The organism is Micromonospora sp. NBC_00821, from assembly GCF_036347035.1.
Taxonomy (GTDB): Bacteria; Actinomycetota; Actinomycetes; order Mycobacteriales; family Micromonosporaceae; genus Micromonospora; species Micromonospora hortensis.
The window spans coordinates 3397320-3413946 of record NZ_CP108880.1 but is presented as its reverse complement, the minus strand read 5'-3'; the positions used below and the strand labels follow the sequence as shown (position 1 = coordinate 3413946).

Annotated in this window: 12 protein-coding genes; 3 read left to right on the top strand and 9 right to left on the bottom strand. The window is 67.8% G+C overall.

Annotated features, from left to right (window positions below):
• Positions 1 to 33: 33 nt before the first annotated feature.
• The 6 genes from OHB44_RS15535 to OHB44_RS15510 all read right to left on the bottom strand — a co-directional run bounded on the left by OHB44_RS15535 (position 34) and on the right by OHB44_RS15510 (position 6187).
• Entirely contained in the window at positions 34 to 1257 is a 1224-nt protein-coding gene (locus OHB44_RS15535; RefSeq protein WP_330441090.1) for an exonuclease domain-containing protein, read from the bottom strand.
• Between the two features lie 9 nt (positions 1258 to 1266).
• Positions 1267 to 1971 (bottom strand): DUF6218 family protein, encoded by a 705-nt coding sequence (locus tag OHB44_RS15530; protein WP_330441089.1) that lies wholly within the window; start codon positions 1969 to 1971, stop codon positions 1267 to 1269.
• Between the two features lie 271 nt (positions 1972 to 2242).
• Complete coding sequence (locus tag OHB44_RS15525; protein WP_330441088.1) at positions 2243 to 3397, bottom strand: helix-turn-helix domain-containing protein; 1155 nt, start codon at positions 3395 to 3397, stop codon at positions 2243 to 2245.
• Entirely contained in the window at positions 3384 to 3545 is a 162-nt protein-coding gene (locus tag OHB44_RS15520; RefSeq protein WP_330441087.1) for a hypothetical protein, read from the bottom strand. The genes OHB44_RS15525 and OHB44_RS15520 overlap by 14 nt, the downstream gene beginning before the upstream one ends.
• Before the next feature lie 125 nt (positions 3546 to 3670).
• The gene (locus OHB44_RS15515) at positions 3671 to 4855 is read right to left on the bottom strand and encodes a helix-turn-helix domain-containing protein (protein WP_330441235.1); all 1185 of its coding nucleotides are present in this window, start codon (positions 4853 to 4855) and stop codon (positions 3671 to 3673) included.
• Positions 4856 to 4969: 114 nt separating this feature from the next.
• Positions 4970 to 6187 (bottom strand): helix-turn-helix domain-containing protein, encoded by a 1218-nt coding sequence (locus tag OHB44_RS15510; protein ID WP_330441234.1) that lies wholly within the window; start codon positions 6185 to 6187, stop codon positions 4970 to 4972.
• Between the two features lie 380 nt (positions 6188 to 6567).
• Here OHB44_RS15510 and OHB44_RS15505 point away from each other — a divergent pair, with 380 nt between their 5' ends.
• Both OHB44_RS15505 and OHB44_RS15500 read left to right on the top strand, forming a co-directional pair.
• A complete protein-coding gene (locus tag OHB44_RS15505; protein ID WP_330441086.1) occupies positions 6568 to 7680 on the top strand; it encodes a DUF262 domain-containing protein in 1113 nt (370 codons plus the stop codon).
• The gene (locus tag OHB44_RS15500; RefSeq protein WP_330441085.1) at positions 7677 to 8336 is read left to right on the top strand and encodes an MAE_28990/MAE_18760 family HEPN-like nuclease; all 660 of its coding nucleotides are present in this window, start codon (positions 7677 to 7679) and stop codon (positions 8334 to 8336) included. Before OHB44_RS15505 ends, OHB44_RS15500 begins: the two co-directional genes overlap by 4 nt.
• A 56-nt stretch (positions 8337 to 8392) precedes the next feature.
• On the opposite strand, the gene treZ is transcribed toward OHB44_RS15500, so the two are convergent.
• Genes treZ through glgX form a run of 3 tightly spaced genes read right to left on the bottom strand, consistent with a single transcriptional unit; the run spans position 8393 to position 14539 of the window.
• Positions 8393 to 10117 (bottom strand): malto-oligosyltrehalose trehalohydrolase, encoded by a 1725-nt coding sequence (gene treZ, locus OHB44_RS15495; RefSeq protein ID WP_330441084.1) that lies wholly within the window; start codon positions 10115 to 10117, stop codon positions 8393 to 8395.
• Complete coding sequence (gene treY, locus OHB44_RS15490) at positions 10117 to 12420, bottom strand: malto-oligosyltrehalose synthase (RefSeq protein WP_330441083.1); 2304 nt, start codon at positions 12418 to 12420, stop codon at positions 10117 to 10119. Before treY ends, treZ begins: the two co-directional genes overlap by 1 nt.
• Before the next feature lies 1 nt (position 12421).
• Positions 12422 to 14539 (bottom strand): glycogen debranching protein GlgX, encoded by a 2118-nt coding sequence (gene glgX, locus OHB44_RS15485; protein WP_238685955.1) that lies wholly within the window; start codon positions 14537 to 14539, stop codon positions 12422 to 12424.
• A 480-nt stretch (positions 14540 to 15019) separates the two neighbouring features.
• On the opposite strand from glgX, the gene OHB44_RS15480 reads away from it, so the two are divergent.
• A complete protein-coding gene (locus OHB44_RS15480; protein WP_266305166.1) occupies positions 15020 to 16291 on the top strand; it encodes a glycosyltransferase family 4 protein in 1272 nt (423 codons plus the stop codon).
• The last annotated feature ends 336 nt before the right edge of the window (positions 16292 to 16627 follow it).

The following is a 16627-nucleotide window of genomic DNA, read 5'->3' as shown; positions in this document are numbered from 1 at the left end:
AGCCTCGTTTGTCGCCTACAACCTCGGGTCCTCCTAAGCCGCTGCGACGGCGAGCCCGGCCAGCATGTTCTGGTAGGCGGCGGGATGCACGATCGGGATGCCGTATTTGCGAGCCACCGCGGCCTTGCCCGACATGGTGTCCGGGTCCGCCGCAACGAGAAGCCGCGTTTTCTTAGTGACGTTGTCGCCAACGAGGAGGCCCGCCGCTCGTGCCTCCTCCTGCCACTCACTGCGCGGCGGATCCATGGCACCGGTAAAAACGACCCGATCACCCGGCTGAAGCCGCCACTCGTCGGAGCGGCGCTGGCCTGGAATCTCGGTAGCTGCGGCGCCCAACGCCGCCTCGACTTCTGATCGTTGCAGGCCGAGCAGTTCGGCTACCTCGTCCAGGTCGTGCCGTTCGGCTGTGGTCAGGACACCGTCTTCGAGCGCCACTCCCGCAAGACTCGCCAAGTAGCCTCGGTGCAGGTGCTCAATGTCAACGCGAGCGAGCCCCAGGGTCTCCGCCGTGGCGACGAGCGCGTCAGCTTCTGTCGCCGAGATATGCCGGTCGAGGAGAACCTGATCGAGGAGTGCCAGGTAGGCGTCTCCCTCAAGCTCGCGCAACCGGGGTAGGCGGTCGACCAAACGCGCGAGGAAGTGCTGTTGCCGTTGGCCCGCTTTGCGGCGCTGGACGGCCACAACGGAGCCGGCGGAGATCGTTGGCCACCGGAGCCCGGCAGCTGCAGTCGCGGTGGCAGCCCATGGGGGCGGGCTACCGGCCACTCGGAGGTAGTAGCTCAAAAGTTGCGCGGAGGCGCGGGCGTCGTGCAGGGCCGAGTGCGCTTGGTGCGGCGGCAGTCCGGCGAGGCGACAGCAGTCACCGAGACTGCGGCTGGCCGATGGTAGGAAATGCGAGGCCAACTGCATGGTGCAGAGGCCGGGTGCATGGCGGATCGGCGCGTTGATCCCAACACGCTGGTACTCAGCATGCAGAAACGGCGCGTCGAAGTTCAGATTGTGCGCGACCAGGACCCGGCCGCGCAGCAGGCTGGCGAGGTATCCGGCAACCTGGTCGAAGCCGGGTGCGGTCCGCGCCTCCGCAGCCGTGATGCCATGAATGTGCTGTGGCCCGAGATCGCGGTTTGGGTTGACAAGGCTGCACCACTCGCCGGTGGTCCGGCCACTCTCATCGAGGTGCACGACGGCCACTTCGACGATCCGATCGTGCCAACTGGTACGGAGGCCCGTGGTTTCAAGGTCGATGACTGCGTACATGAACGCCCCCTACACCGATGCCGAGGAGTTGTTGTGAACTGCCTTACGCAGCTGCGCCAACCACTGCGGCGGCAGCGGCTGCGGTTCCCCAAGCGATCGCAGGTAGGTGCGGCGGAAGCGCGCCTGCTCGGTGTCCTGCCACAGCTGAGCCGTTCTTGCGACAGCAGCAGTCAACGCCAGCGCCGTAGCCGCGACCGGCGAGGCTGAGGCGAACCGGTCCTTGACTGCCCAGGTGACGAGCTGCTCCTGGTCGGGCATCTGCGTGGGCCAAGCCAGCGGTGCAATCTTTGATTTGACGTGCGTCCTGTGCTGCTCCACCGCAGCCGAATAGGAGGCCCGATGTTCACTGATCTCACCGAGTAGCTCGGGGATGGTGAGAATGGTCCCCTCAAACTTGGAGATCAGTTCGGCCGGGACGACTCCAGCAACCCTGGCCAGGACGGCGAGGGGTGTCTCGCGGTCCCAGCCGATCAGGCATCGGTCCTGCAAATTCCACATGATTCGACGAAGTCGCTCCGGGTCCAGTTCGATCTCGTCGAAAGGAACTACCCATGCTCCGCCGGCTAGGCCGGTGGGCCCAAGCCGCCACACCGCCAAGGCGTCGCCGCCGCCGGTGTTCGGACCGATGGCCAGAACCGCGTGGCCTCGTGCGCCGGGCACGTAGTCGATCGGTACAGCCAACTCACTCTCGGATACCTCCACGCCGATGCTCATGCAGGTCCTCAATGCTCGACAACGGGATGATCACCGTAATGGCTCCCGACGGCACCGGAAGTCAGCTATCTGGCCCAACTTGCTGCCCGGTCCGCACCTTGAAATCGGCACGGCTGTCGACTCTCGATGAATGCCCGCTGTCCGAACGGATCCCAACCGCGGACGCCAGCCTGATGCACCTATTCATCGGTTCCGGCAATATGCGGGTTCGCTCCGAGTCGAACGACGGGCTAACGACGACTCGCCACGAGTCCAGTTGGACTAGGTGCGGTCAACGGGTGAGGCCGACCAGCGTCGCCAGTCGCGCCACGCCGGCCGGCGCCGGCTGTGCGCGGGCAACATCGGCGATCACGGTACGCGCCAGAGGCCGACACCGAACCTCAGCCGGCGCGACACTGTCCGCGTCGACCAGGGCCCGTGCGGCCCCGCGCAGGTCACCCATCTGCAGGTACGCCCGCGCAACGTCCACCAGGTACGCGCCCCGATACTCGGCCGGCAACCGCCGCCACGTCTCCCGCCGAATCACCGTCCCGTGCCTTTGTAACGCCTCGGTGGCATCACCCCGTTGCGCCGCCACGACCACCCGCGCCACGTCGACGGCGATCGGCCCGAAGCTGGTCCGGTGCACATCGTCGTACCCCCTGAGCCCTGCGGCGACCCCCACGGCCCGGTCGATCAGCTCGTCGGCGTGGCGTGTGTCGCCGCAACCGACGGCGGCCAGGGCTGCCTGGAGCAGCAGGGTCCCACCCACGGCCCGCTCCCCCGTCGACCGCTGCCGACCTGAGGTACTGCGGTTCGCGGTGGCGAGCGTCGCGGCCAGGGCCAGGCGGTCGCGGCCCGACGCGCGCAGCGCCTGGGCTACCGAGATGGCCGCCGTTGCCGCCATGATCGGGTCGTCGCCAGCGGCGGACATCGCCCGGTCGGCGGCCAGCCAGCCGAGGTCGGCCTCGCCGAGCTTCACCAGCAGCGACGAGGTGATCCGGTACGCCTGCACCAGCAACTCCGGTGACCGCGTGGCCTGGACGGCGTCGAGCAGACCCGGCAGGACTCGCACCAACTGCCCGTAGTGCGCGTGCTGGTAGCTCAACCAGGCGTACCCGACCTGTCTTCTTAGCTCTTCCGTCGTCTGCTGTGGGGCTTGCGGGATGTCGTAGCGGGCGAGAGCGGCCCGGATGTCGTCCACCCCGTCCGGCGTACCCGCCGGAGTGCTGGGCTGCTGGCCGAGCAGCACCTCCGGGTCGACCCGCAGCACGTGGGCCAGCTCCTGGATCACCGAGTAATGGTCCAGGGAGCGCACGCCGCGCTCCACCTTGTCCACCCAGCTCTTCGACCTGCGCAACCGGTCCGCGAGCATCTGCTGCGTCATCGACCGCCGCACCCGCCAACGGGCCACCCGCCGACCGATCGGGACGTCATCGCTGGTCACGCCGCCACCGCCGGTCCGGGACCGCGCGGGTCGTGTCCTCCACGGGTACGCGCTCCGCCTCGGCCTGGGCCAGGAGACGCTGCTTGGCGGCCTCCCGCTCGGCCGCCTCGCCCTTGTTTTCCGGAGCGCTGTCGTCCTGCCCGCTCATCCCCGCCTCCTCCGTCAGAGGCCCGGAAGGCTCGCTATCAACCGCCGCCGTCCCAGGCCATCAGGACGTGCTCACGTCCCAAACCGGACAGTAGGGCGGATTAGTGATGCGGTGATTACTAGCAGTTATGCGGCCAGGTTGATGCCAATGCGGCCGGCGAGCAGGCGCAGGTCGTCGGGGATGGCTCGACGCTGAGCGCGCTGCGCCAGGGTCACGACGGCGTCGCGGGCGAGCGGGTTGATGGCGAACGGGATCGGCGCAGCCTGCTCGGCCCGGATGAATGCTGCCAAGGCCTCGGAGTCCCGACGACCGCCGTCCGCGAACGCTCGCCCAATGTCGAGCCAATACGACAGTTGGCGATTCGATGCCTTGAGTACCTGCGGTCGGATTGTGCGGGACAGCTCGACTATCTTGCCGTATTCGCCCTGCTCAGCCGCGATGGACATCTTCCAGAGCCCCACATTGGTTGGCCCAAAGCAGCAGCCGTTGAAGCCGCCACCGTCGGCCGGATCTCCCAAACTCGCCGCCTCCCGTGCGGCCTCGGCGAGGTGGTCGCGGGCAACGTCCGGACGAGCGTCCACGGTCGAGGCCAGTGCCGCCATGAGGTGAAGCTGGCCGAGCATCTGCCGCACCCGGACATCGGATGCGTCGCCCTGAAGCTCCACCAGCGAGCGGTTACTGACTCTGGCCGCCAAACGCGCGGACTCGATCGGCAGGCTCTGCGCATATATGAACCGCGATGCACCGATCCACGCCCGATCTTCGACGTCCTCAGCAGCCGATACGGATATCCGGGAGGCGTTGAGGGCCAGGTGGCGATAGCCGAGGTGCCGAAGACAGGTGGAGGCCAGGTAAGCGACCTGAGCGAGCGCGGTGCCGCCCACGGCAGCGGCTTCGAGCAGCAGCCTCGGGAGCATGCGGGCCATGGCCGGGTAGTTGCACGAATTGCGGAGCTGATCGGCGCGGGCGATCTCGGCCGCCAGGTGATCCGCGGCGTAGGTCGACGGACGGCGCTCGCCGTCCTCAATCTCGATCAGGGCCGACCAGACCGCCGGCACACACTCGGCGGCACTTTCCCGGGCCGGATCCCCGGACTCGGTGCCTTGGCCGAGCAGATCGGCCACCGTGACCTGAAGCGCGGCGGCGAGAGCCACCAGAGTGGAGCGGCGGTCGATCGGCTTCCGGCCGGACTCGATCTGCGACACGTAAGACTGGGTGACGCCGGCGAGCCCAGCGAGGACGGCCTGAGTCATCCCGCCACGGCGCATCCGCCAATACCGGATCCTGGAGCCAATGGTGTCCGGCTTCATCACCATGCCTACGCCCACCCCCAGTTAGAGGACCGGATTGCGGCGTTGAAGCGCTACGACCGCACGGTTGGACGCTACACCCGCAAAGCACCGCATCGGTGACGCTCGACGTCGTCAAGGCGGTCTGGCACCTTCCGTGGTCAGCCGGCTTCCGAGCCTCGATCGGCAACAATGGGCGCGACGCAGCTCGTCGGGGATGGCTCGACGCCGGGCGCGCTGGGCCAGGGTCACCACGGCATCGCGGGCGAGGGGATTGATCGCGAACGGTACCGGCGCGGCCCGTTCGGCTCGGACGAATGCGGCCAGCGCCTCAACGTCTCGGCGACCGCCGTCCGCAAGTGCGCGACCTAGGTCGAGCCAGTAGGACTGCTGGCGGATCGACGCTGCAAGCACCTGCGGTCGGACCGTCCGGGACAGCTCAATGACCCTGCCGGACTCGCCTTGCTCGGCGGCGATTGACATCTCCCAGAGCCCGACGTTGGTTGGGCCGAACCCACAACCGTTAAAGCCGGCCCCGTCGACCGGATCCCCGAGCGTTGCCGCCTCGCGCGCTGCCGCGGCAAGGTGATCGCGAGCTACGTCCAGTCGACCACTGACGGTCGACGTCAACGCGGCCGAGAGGTGGAGCTGTCCGAGCATCTGTCGCACCCGCTCGTCGGCGGCGTCAGCTTGCAACTCACTTAGTGACCGATCGGCGGCTCTGGCCGCGACCGGTGCTGATTCGATCGGCAGGCTCTGCGCATAGGCGAAGCGGGAGGCCGCGATCCATGCCGGGTCTTCGGTATCTTCGGCGGTCGCCCCGGCGAGCCGGGCGGCGTTGAGGGCTAGGTGGCGGTAGCCGAGGTTCCGCAGGCAGGTGGCGGCCTGGTAGGCGACCTGGACGAGCACGCTGCCGCCCACGGCGGCGGCTTCGAGCAGGAGACTGGGCAGCATACGAGCCATCGCCGGGTAGTTGCACGAGGTGCGAAGCTGCTCGGCGCGGGCGATCTCGGTCGCCAGGCGTTCCGTTGTGTAGGTCGACGGGCGGCGCTCGCCGTCCTCGATCTCGATCAGGGCCGACCAGATCGCGGGCACGCATTCGGCGGCGCTCTCACGGGCCGGATCGCCGGACTCGGTTCCCTGGCCGAGTAGGTCGGCCACCGTGACCTGAAGCGCGGCAGCGAGAGCGACCAGAGTGGAGCGGCGGTCAATGGTCCTCCGACCCGACTCGACCTGCGACACGTACGACTGGGTGACGCCAGCGAGCCCAGCGAGGACGGCCTGGGTCATCCCGCCACGGCGCATCCGCCAGTACCGGATCCTGGCGCCGATGGTGTCCGGCTTCTTCACCATTGCCTTCGCCCACCCCAAGGTCAAGGAGAGCGGATTGCGGCGTTGAACCGCTATCCCTGCGCCGTTGCACGTTACACCGTCAGAGTGTCGCAGCGGTGATACTGCGCTGTCCGCGACAGGCATTGCCTTACCGCCACGACACTACGAGTCGCGGCGTCTAAGTTCACTTTCGCCGGTGAGGCTGACGGCCGGCGACGTTAGAACACCGCTGCCGACCCCTCGGCGCGGACCGGCAACCCCCTCCAAGAGGGACAAAGACCACAAGGCCGGCATTCCGCATCGCGGCTCTGCTAGTACACGGGTGGTCACACCACAGCGTGAAAATTAAGACTATCCTTGGCCAGTCAGCGGAGTTGGGCAACATAGGGGTGGGCCAGGGCATGGTAGTGCTGCAGGAAGAGATAGATGCAGGAAGGTCCACGGTCAAGGCTGACGCATTCTCAATGTCGATTGGCGAATTGGTCAACCTATACAAGAACCGCGAATTGGTCATCCGGCCGGAATATCAGAGGCTATTTCGCTGGTCGCAGGAAAAGAAATCACGCCTAATTGAAAGTATCCTTCTAGGCATTCCCCTTCCTTCGATATTCGTCATGCAGCGACACGACGGAATCTGGGAGGTAATCGATGGACTCCAGCGCATATCAACCATCCTGGAATTCATGGGAGAATTGATTAATGAGGCCAGCGGTGAACAGTTCGCGGCCAGTAGGCTGACAGCCACAAGATATTTGCGCTCTCTGCAGGGGATGGCGTTTGAATCCGAGCAAGAGCCAACCCTTAGCCCTGGACAAAGAATTGCGATTAAGCGAAGCAAAATAGACGTCAAGATTCTATTGCCCGAAAGTGATGATAAAGCAAAGTACGAACTCTTCGACCGGCTGAATTCAGGTGGCGAAAGCGCCTCTCCGCAAGAGGTCCGCAATGTGCAGCTAATCATGGCGGATCGAACATTCTTCCAATGGCTCTCTGAACTTAAAGAGCACGAGGGATTTCGCGACTGCGCCCTTGTTTCCAGTCGACAGGGCGACGAACAATACGACCTGGAACTGGTATGCCGTTTCATCGCCCTATCTCAGAGTACCAGCGCTGAGCTTAAGGCCATGCCGGAGGTAGATACCTACCTGACTGAGAAGATGCTAAAAGCCGCCGTTGATCCGGACTTTGACCGACAGGCAACGGCCGACCAGTTTCGTGTGATGTTTTCGATGCTCAGCGAGGCACTCGGCTCTGAATCATTCCGTCGCTACGACGCAACAAAAGGACGCTTCACCGGCGGTCTATCAGTTTCCGCTTTCGAGGCCGTGACCACTGGCCTTCGCCACAATCTAACTTCATGGACGGCGGTAGAGGATCGTAACGAAAAGTTGCGGGAAAAAGTCATTAGCTTGTGGGACCTACCAGCGTTTCGGGCGAAGGCACGAGGTGGCGTTCGGGGCACAACCCGCATTCCAGCCATCGTTCCGGCGGCTAAGTCCCACTTCAAGCCGTGAAAATTCGAACTCTCGATGCCTTAGATGAGGCTATAACCACAGATCTGGCCTGGCGCAAGAAGGAACTTTCCGTATTTAGGAACCAAGTTCAGAAAGCTGATCGCGCCATCCAGCGCGCACTCTTGCGCGGAGCGATATCTCTCCTTTACGCTCACTGGGAGGGATTCATCAAGAATTCGGCCCACGCTTACCTATGCTACCTATCTCGACTCAACCTGACGTGGGATCAACTCCGACCCGAGATTGTCGGATTAGCGATGCGCCGAGAGTTGATTCAGTTCGGCGAGACGAATCGTCCTCACATTCACGCACAGATTGTTCGCCAGCTGCGTGAAGGCTCGGCAGAGCTGGCCCGGATTCCCGACAACCGGGACGCCATTCGAACCATGGCGAATTTAAATTTTAGCCGACTAGAGGACATACTTGTTTCAATTGGCTGCGACTGCGGTCGTTACGCTTCCTACCGCGACCTGATCGATGAGCAGCTGCTTGCATCTCGCAATCGGATTGTGCACGGCGAAGACGACTATATCGCTCTAACAGATTGGGTTGACCTGCGAAAGGAAATTCTCTACATCATGGACGATGTTTCGAGGCAGATAGTCAACGCCGCCGCGTTAAAGGAATACCGCGCTCCGATTCTAAAGATGGCCTAAATGATTTAGTTCGCCCCGCAAACAGTCTCCAAGCAGTCTCGCGTCCAAAGGTCTGCTCAAAGCGCCACGATCGCCGCAGTCTCCGCCGGCAGCTGGATCCGGTCCCGCATCACCGTGACCCCCTCCCCAGTAGCCAGCAGCACGCGCCGCGCAACCCCGGGCAGCGACACCCCCTGCCCCCGCCCAGCCAGGTTCGCCACCACAAGCGTGTCCCCCCGCCGCATCACCAGGAACTGGTCCCCGTGCTGCACAGAAACAGCGTTCAACCGAGGATCAGACAGGTCAGGAAGAGACCGCCGCAGCCCGATCAACCGCTGGTAGAACGCCAACATCGAAGCATGCTCAGGCTTGTCCAGCTCGGCCCAGTCCAACCGCGACCGCACGAACGTCTCCGGGTCCTGCGGATCAGGAACGTCCCCCTCCGGCCACCCGTGCGAGGCAAACTCCCGCCGACGCCCGGTCCGCACCGCAGAGGCCAGCTCCGGCTCCGGATGCGACGTGAAGAACTGCCACGGCGTTGAGGCAGCCCACTCCTCCCCCATGAACAGCATGGGAGTGAACGGCGCCGTCAACAGCAACGTAGCCCCCACCCGCAGCAGCGAAGGCGACAGAGAAGCCGAGATCCGATCCCCGGTAGCCCGGTTCCCGATCTGGTCGTGGTTCTGTAGGTAGGCCACGAACCGGTGCCCCGGCACCCGAGGATCAACAGGCCGCCCATGATGACGGTTCCGGAAGCTGGACCAGGTGCCAGCGTGGAAGAACCCGCCGGTCAGCACATCAGACAGCGTCTCCAGGGACCCGAAGTCCCCGTAGTACCCCTGCCGCTCCCCCGTCAGCAACGTGTGCAGGGCGTGGTGCGCGTCGTCGTTCCACTGGGCGTGCAGCCCGAACCCACCCGCCTCGCGCGGCGTGATGACCCGCGGGTCGTTGAGGTCGGACTCGGCGATCAGCGACAGCGGCCGACCCAGGTGCGTCGACAACGACTCGACGGAGACCGCCAGCTCTTCCAGGATGGGAACGGCCCGCGAGTCGTGCAGGGCGTGGACGGCGTCCAGGCGTAGGCCGTCGACGTGGTAGTCGCGCAGCCACATGAGCACGCTGTCGATGATGTAGCGGCGTACCTCGTCGGAGTGCGGGCCGTCCAGGTTGATCGAGCGGCCCCAACTGTTGCTCTGCTCGGCGAGGTAGGGCCCGAACTGCGGCGCGTAGGCCCCGGAGGGCCCGAAATGGTTGTAGACAACGTCGAGGATCACCCCCAGACCGCGAGCGTGGGCGGCGTCGACGAACCGTTTCAGGCCGTCGGGGCCGCCGTAGGGCTCGTGTGGGGCGTACCAGCAGACGCCGTCGTACCCCCAGTTGTGTTCGCCGTTGAAGGCGTTGATCGGGAGCAGTTCGATCAGGTCGACGCCCAGGGACACGAGGTGGTCGAGGCGGTCGATGGCCGCGTCGAAGGTGCCTTCCGGGGTGAAGGTGCCGATGTGCAGCTCGTAGAGGATGCTCCCGGGCAGTTGCCGGCCGGTCCACGCGCTGTCGGACCACGCGAAGTCGGCGTGGTCGTAGCGGCGGCTCGGCCCGTGCACTCCCGCAGGCTGCCACGGTGACCGGGGGTCGGGCAGTGGGGTTTCGTCGTCGTTCAGCAGAAAGGAGTAGTCGAGGCCGGCGTCGGGCACCTCGACCCGCCACCAGCCGTCGGCGGCGGCGCGCATCTCGTGGTCGGTGTCGCCGGCGAGGCGCAGCCGCACCCGCTCGGCGTCCGGCGCCCACACGCTGAATTCGGTCATCACGCAGCCTCCACGGAAGTGGTGGAAGGAGTCAGCAGAGCCACGGGATAGTCGGCCAGAAGGTCGTCCAGAGGGGTCTCCCCGCCACTGTAGACCCGGCCGGTGAACAGGTCCTTCATCTCGTGAACGGGAAGTGACAGAGCTGTGTCACACCACCCACCGGCGCGTGCCAGGCCCAGCGGCAGCCGGGTCGCCACGGCGATCGCGCCGCCCCGGTCGAAGGCCACCACGTGTCGGCCCACCGGCCCGTGCGCGGGCACCGGCCGGTAGGTGGTGAACAGCTCGGGATGCGCCCGCCGCAGCCGCAGGGTCCGCGACACGACGAGCAGCTTCGCCGCTCCGTCGGTGTCGACCGGGGGACGCCAGCCGCCGTCGATGCGTGCCAGCAGCTCTCGGCGTACGTCGAAGTCGACCGGGCGGCGGTTGTCCGGGTCGACGAGGGAGTTGTCCCACAGCTCGGTGCCCTGGTAGGTGTCCGGCACACCGGGCATGGTGAGTTGGATCAGCTTCTGCCCGAGCGAGTTGCACCAGCCGGCCGGGGCGATCGCGGCGGCGAGTTCGGTCAGCTCGTCGTGCAGGCTCGGGTCGTCGTACATCTGGTCGACCACTGCGTGCACTGCCTGTTCGAAGGCCGGGTCGGGGTCCGCCCAACTGGTCGAGGCCCCGGCCTCCCGGGCGGCCTTCTCGACGTACGCGTGCAGCCGTTCCCGCTCGATCGGCCACGCGCCGACGGCGGTCTGCCAGAGCAGGTGGGCGAACGCCGGGTCGGGCAGTGGCGCGTACTCCATCCAGGTCTTGACCTGCTCGGCCCAGCGGCCCGGCAGTTCGCTGAGCACGGCGAGGCGGGCGCGGACGTCCTCGCCGCGTTTGGTGTCGTGGGTGGAGAGGGTGGTCATGCTGGCGGGCCAGCGGACCTGTTGGGCGTTGGCGAAGCGGTGGAACTCCGCCGGCGGCACCCCGAAGTGGGAGGGGTCGTCGCCGACCTCGTTGAGCGCCACGAACCGGGTCCAGCGGTAGAACGCGGTGTCCTCCACGCCCTTGGCCATCACCGCGCCGGTGAGCTGCGGGAACCGTTGGGCCAGCTCGTCGTCGGGGTTGCGCAGGCGGCGGGTGACAGCGTCCAGGGCGCCGGCCAGGGCGGGGCGGCGGCGGCCGGCCTCGGAGCGGGCGGCGGCGAGGTGCCGGGCGCCGTGCGGCGGGTAGCCCCGGTAGACGGCGAAGGCTGCGGCCAGCTCGGCGAGCGCCGCGCGGGCCCGCTCGGTGGGCACCTCGGGGGCGAGGGCGGCCAACCGGGTCAGCTCGGCGGCGAGCAGTTGGGTGGCGGCGGCCAGCTTGGTGGTGTGGGTCAGGTCCTCCCAGGAGGTGTGCTGCCCGGTGAGGCGGTTGTCCAGCGCGGTGAAGTCACCCTCGGCGTCGGTGTCGACGAAGAGCCCGCCGACAGCGGCCAGGGCGTCGTAGCCGGTGGTGCCGTCCACTGGCCAGTCCGGCAGCTCCTCGCCGTACTCCAGGATCTTCTCCACCACGAGCCAGGCGTCCGGCGCGGCGGCCCGCAACCGGGCCAGGTAGCCGGCCGGGTCGCGCAGGCCGTCCGGGTGGTCGACGCGGATGCCGTCGACCTCCCCGGCGGCGGCCCAGCGCAGGATCAGCTCATGGGTGGCGGCGAAGACCGCCGGGTCCTCCACGCGCAGACCCGCCAGGCCCGCGATGGCGAAGAACCGGCGGTACGTCAGCTCGGCGTCACCGCGCCGCCAGGAGACCAGCTCGTAGTGCTGCCGGTCGTGCACCTCGCGGGCGCTGCCGTCGCCGGTGCCGTCGGCGACCGGGAAGCGGTGCTCGTGGTAGCGCAGCTCCCCGTCGACCACCTTCAGGTCGTCGAGGGCGGCCGAGTCGTCGCCCAGCACCGGCAGTAGCAGCCGGCCCCGGTCCCAGTCGATGTCGAACCAGTCGGCGTACGCCGAGTCGCGCCCCCGGCGCAGCACGTCCCACCAGGCCGGGTTGGCGGCCGGGACGGCGACCCCGGCGTGGTTGGGCACGATGTCGACGACCAGGCCGAGATCCTTGTCGCGCAGGGCGGCCAGCAGCCGCTGCCGGGCGGCCTCCCCGCCCAGTTCCGGGTTGACGGCCCGGTGGTCGACAACGTCGTAGCCGTGCTGGGAGCCGGGGGTGGCGGTGAGCAGCGGGGCGCTGTAGAGGTGGCTGACGCCGAGGTCGTCCAGGTAGTCGACGATCGCGGCGGTGGCGTCCAGGTCGAAGCCGGGGCGGACCTGGATCCGGTAGGTGGCAGTGGGAGGGGTGGCCGTCATGTCAGATCGTCCTCTCCAGCACGACGAGGGAGCGGTCCGGCACCCGGATGGTGCCGCCCGCGCTGATCACCGTGGCGTCGTCCGGCTCGGGTTCGGCGGTGCTGATCACCCGTTCCCACTTCTGGCCGTACTCGCTGCCGGGCATGGTGAAGTCCAGCGGCGCGTCGTGGGCGTTGAAGCAGAGCAGGAACGACGCGTCGTGGTGCTTCTGGCCGTACTGGCCGCGTTCGCGGATGCCTTCGCCGTTGACGAAGAGCGCCACCGATCGGCCGAAGTCGTTACCCCAGTCCTCGCCGGTCATCTCCCGCCCGTCCGGGGTGTACCAGGCCAGGTCGGGCAGCGGCTCGTCGATGCCGCGCCCGTTCACCGGCAGGCCGGTGAAGAACCGGCGACGGCGGAACACCTGGTGACGCTTGCGGAACGCGGTGAGCGTCTGCACGAACTCCAGCAGTTGCTCGTCGGCGTTGTCCCAGTCGACCCAGGCCAGCTCGCTGTCCTGGCAGTAGACGTTGTTGTTGCCGTGCTGGGTGCGGCCCAGCTCGTCACCGTGGCCGATCATCGGCACGCCCTGCGACAGCATCAGGGTGGCCAGGAAGTTGCGCCGCTGCTTGGCCCGCAACGCGAGGACCGCCTCGTCGTCGGTGTCGCCCTCGACCCCGCAGTTCCAGGACCGGTTGTGGCTCTCGCCGTCGCGGTTTTCCTCGCCGTTGGCCTCGTTGTGCTTGTCGTTGTAGGACACCAGGTCGTTGAGGGTGAACCCGTCGTGCACGGTGACGAAGTTGATGCTGTGGAACGGTCGACGGCCGTCGTCCTGGTAGAGGTCGGCGGAGCCGGAGATCCGGGACGCGAACTCGGCGAGGGTGGCCGGCTCGCCGCGCCAGAAGTCCCTTACGGTGTCGCGGTACTTGCCGTTCCACTCCGTCCACAGCGGCGGGAAGTTGCCCACCTGGTAGCCGCCGGGGCCGACGTCCCACGGTTCGGCGATGAGCTTGACCTGGCTGACCACCGGGTCCTGCTGCACCACCTCGAAGAAGGTGGAGAGCCGGTCCACCTCGTAGAACTCGCGGGCCAGGGTGGCCGCCAGGTCGAAGCGGAAGCCGTCGACGTGCATCTCGGTCACCCAGTAGCGCAGCGAATCCATGATCAGTTGCAGCGAGTGCGGGCTGCGAACGTTGAGGCTGTTGCCGGTGCCGGTGTAGTCGACGAAGTAGCGGCGGTCCTCCTCGCTGAGCCGGTAGTAGCTCGGGGCGTCGACGCCCTTGAAGCTCAGCGTCGGGCCGAGGTGGTTGCCCTCGGCGGTGTGGTTGTAGACCACGTCGAGGATGACCTCGATGCCGGCCGCGTGCAGCGCCTTGACCATGCCCCGGAACTCCTGCACCTGCTGGCCGGTCCGGCCCAGCGCGGAGTAGCCGTGGTGCGGGGCGAAGAAGCCGATGGTGTTGTAACCCCAGTAGTTGCGCAGCCCCAGGTCGACGAGCCGGTTGTCGTGGATGAACTGGTGCACCGGCATCAGCTCGATCGCCGTCACCCCGAGCCGGGTCAGATAGTCGATCATCGGCGGGGAGGCGATGCCCGCGTACGTGCCGCGCAGCTCCTCCGGGATGTCCGGGTGGCGCATGGTCAGCCCACGCACGTGCGCCTCGTAGATCACCGAGTGGTGGTAAGGGGTGCGCGGCGGCTTGTCGTTGCCCCAGTCGAAGTACGGGTTGACCACCACCGACTTCGGCATGAACGGCGCCGAGTCGGTCTCCGACATCCGCTCCGGCTCGTTCAGGTCGTAGTCGTAGACCGCCGGGTCCCACTCCACGTCACCGTCGATGGCCTTGGCGTACGGGTCGATCAGCAGCTTGTGCGGGTTGCAGCGCAGCCCGTTCGCCTGGTCGTACGGGCCGTACACCCGGTAGCCGTAGCGCTGGCCCGGCTCGATGCCCGGCAGGTACGCGTGCCACACGTAGGCGTCCACCTCGCGCAGCTCGACGCGGCGCTCCGCGCCGGTGTCCCACTCGTCGAAGAGGCACAGCTCGATCCGCTCGGCCACCTCGGAGAAGATGGCGAAGTTGGTGCCCATCCCGTCGTAGGTGGCGCCCAGGGGGTACCGCTCGCCCGGCCAGACCTGCATGTCGCTCCTTAGACCATGGTTATGTGCGCACCGGCCGAGATCGCCCGCGCGCACGCAGGTAGTGCCCCCGGCCCGGACGCGCCAATCCATCCTTTCAGGCGACGGGCGAAAACCGCCCGTCTGATGCGCGCTACACCACTCGGGTGTCCTCCGTCACGATGACCCTTTTCGAGATGCGTTCTCGGGTCCGATGCACTTTCCTTGACCGGGGACAAGCGTTCGCGCGTGCCCGCCTGGCCATCTGCCACCCCTTACACCTCTCGCTCCGCCGCCACTGACGTCGGCGCGCCTCACCATGCATGGACGGAGATTGATGTGACACTGCGGGTCGACGAGCAGCTCGCTGCCACCAAGGACCGGGCCCACCGGCCCACCCTGACTTCCCGGCCCCCCGCGCAGTCCGGTCCCACCACGCAGCCCGGCACGCCAGTGCCGGCGCAGTCCGGCCCCGGGGTGCCCCCGCAGACCCGCCGCATCCTCATGCTGTCCTGGGAGTACCCGCCGGTGCTCGTCGGCGGTCTCGGTCGCCACGTGCACGCGCTCTCCGTCGCCCTCGCCGCCGCCGGCCACGAGGTCACCGTCGTCACCCGCCACTCCGAGGGCGCGCCCCTGGAGGAGTACGCCGACGGCGTACGCATCCTGCGGGCCCCCGAGGACCCGGTGGCCTTCCCGCTCGCCACCGGCTCGCTGCTGGCCTGGACGATGGCCTTCAACCACACCCTCACCCGCACCGCCCTGCGCGCCACCCAGGCCGGCTCGTACGACGTCATCCACGCCCACGACTGGCTCGTCGCGCACACCGCCATGACGTTGCGCGACCACCTGGACATCCCGCTGGTCAGCACGATCCACGCCACCGAGGCCGGTCGGCACCAGGGCTGGTTGCCGGAGGAGATGAACCGCACCATCCACGGCGTCGAGCAGTGGCTCAGCAGCGAGTCCAACCGGGTGATCGTCTGCTCCGGGTACATGCGCGACGAGGTGAACGCGCTGTTCGGCGTACCGGCCGGACGGGTCGACGTCGTCGCCAACGGCGTGGAGCCGCACCGCTGGCGGGTGCCCGCCCGTGCCGTGGCCGCCGCCCGCGCCCGCTTCGCCGCGGACGGCCCGCTGGTCACCTTCGCCGGCCGCCTGGTGTACGAGAAGGGCGTCCAACACTTGATCGAGGCACTCCCCCGGCTGCGCGAGCGGCACCCCGGGCTGCGTGCCGTGATCGCGGGCGACGGCCCGTACCGCGCCGAGTTGGAGGCCGAGGTGCACCGCCGCGGCCTCGGCGGCATGGTCACCATGCCGGGCTTCCTGGGCGGCACCGACCTGCCGGCCCTGATGGCCGCGTCCGACTGCTTCGTCGTGCCGAGCATCTACGAGCCGTTCGGCATGGTGGCCCTGGAAGGCGCCGCGGCCGGCGCTCCCCTGGCCGTCGCCGCCACCGGAGGCCTCGGCGAGATCGTCGAGCCGGGCGTCACCGGGATGACCTTCCGCCCGCACGACCCGGACAGCCTCACCGACGCCGTGGACGCGCTGCTGTCGGATGCCGACCGTTCCCGCGTCATGGCCCGCCGCGCCCGCCGGATGGTCCACGACCAGTACGGCTGGGCCGCGATCGCCCAACGCACCGCCGCCAGCTACGCCGCCGCCATCCACCACGACGCCGCGTTCACCGCCGAACGCGCCGAGCAGCGGATGTCGCAGGGCCGGGCCCTTCCGGCGCTTCCCGAGGGCAACCTGCTCGCCGCCGCCGGCCTGCGCTGACCTTCGTCCTCCAGGCCCGACTCCGGCTCGGGCTCAGGCTCAGGCCGGGCTCGGACTCAGGCCGGGCTCAGGCCGGGCTCAGGCCGGGCTCAGGCCGGGCTCAGGCCGGGCTCAGGCCGGGCTCAGGCCGGGCTCGGACTCGGGCCGGGCTCAGGCCGGGCTCGGACTCAGGCCGGGCTCAGGCCGGGCTCAGGCCGGGCTCAGGCCGGGCTCGGACTCGGGCCGGGCTCAGGCCGGGCTCGGACTCGGGCCGGGCTTAGGCCGGGCTCGGACTCGGACTCGGGCCGGGCCGGGTTCGGGCCGGCCGGGTTCGGGCCGGCCGGGTTCGGGCCGGCC

What these genes read in the sequence shown, in the direction of transcription:
- OHB44_RS15535 (WP_330441090.1), bottom strand. Translation starts at nt 1,257, where the DNA reads ATGTACGCAGTCATCGACCTTGAAACCACGGGCCTCCGTACCAGTTGG.
- OHB44_RS15530 (WP_330441089.1), bottom strand. Translation starts at nt 1,971, where the DNA reads ATGAGCATCGGCGTGGAGGTATCCGAGAGTGAGTTGGCTGTACCGATC.
- OHB44_RS15520 (WP_330441087.1), bottom strand. Translation starts at nt 3,545, where the DNA reads ATGAGCGGGCAGGACGACAGCGCTCCGGAAAACAAGGGCGAGGCGGCC.
- OHB44_RS15515 (WP_330441235.1), bottom strand. Translation starts at nt 4,855, where the DNA reads ATGAAGCCGGACACCATTGGCTCCAGGATCCGGTATTGGCGGATGCGC.
- OHB44_RS15510 (WP_330441234.1), bottom strand. Translation starts at nt 6,187, where the DNA reads ATGGTGAAGAAGCCGGACACCATCGGCGCCAGGATCCGGTACTGGCGG.
- OHB44_RS15505 (WP_330441086.1), top strand. Translation starts at nt 6,568, where the DNA reads ATGGTAGTGCTGCAGGAAGAGATAGATGCAGGAAGGTCCACGGTCAAG.
- treZ (WP_330441084.1), bottom strand. Translation starts at nt 10,117, where the DNA reads ATGACCGAATTCAGCGTGTGGGCGCCGGACGCCGAGCGGGTGCGGCTG.
- treY (WP_330441083.1), bottom strand. Translation starts at nt 12,420, where the DNA reads ATGACGGCCACCCCTCCCACTGCCACCTACCGGATCCAGGTCCGCCCC.
- glgX (WP_238685955.1), bottom strand. Translation starts at nt 14,539, where the DNA reads ATGCAGGTCTGGCCGGGCGAGCGGTACCCCCTGGGCGCCACCTACGAC.
- OHB44_RS15480 (WP_266305166.1), top strand. Translation starts at nt 15,020, where the DNA reads ATGCTGTCCTGGGAGTACCCGCCGGTGCTCGTCGGCGGTCTCGGTCGC.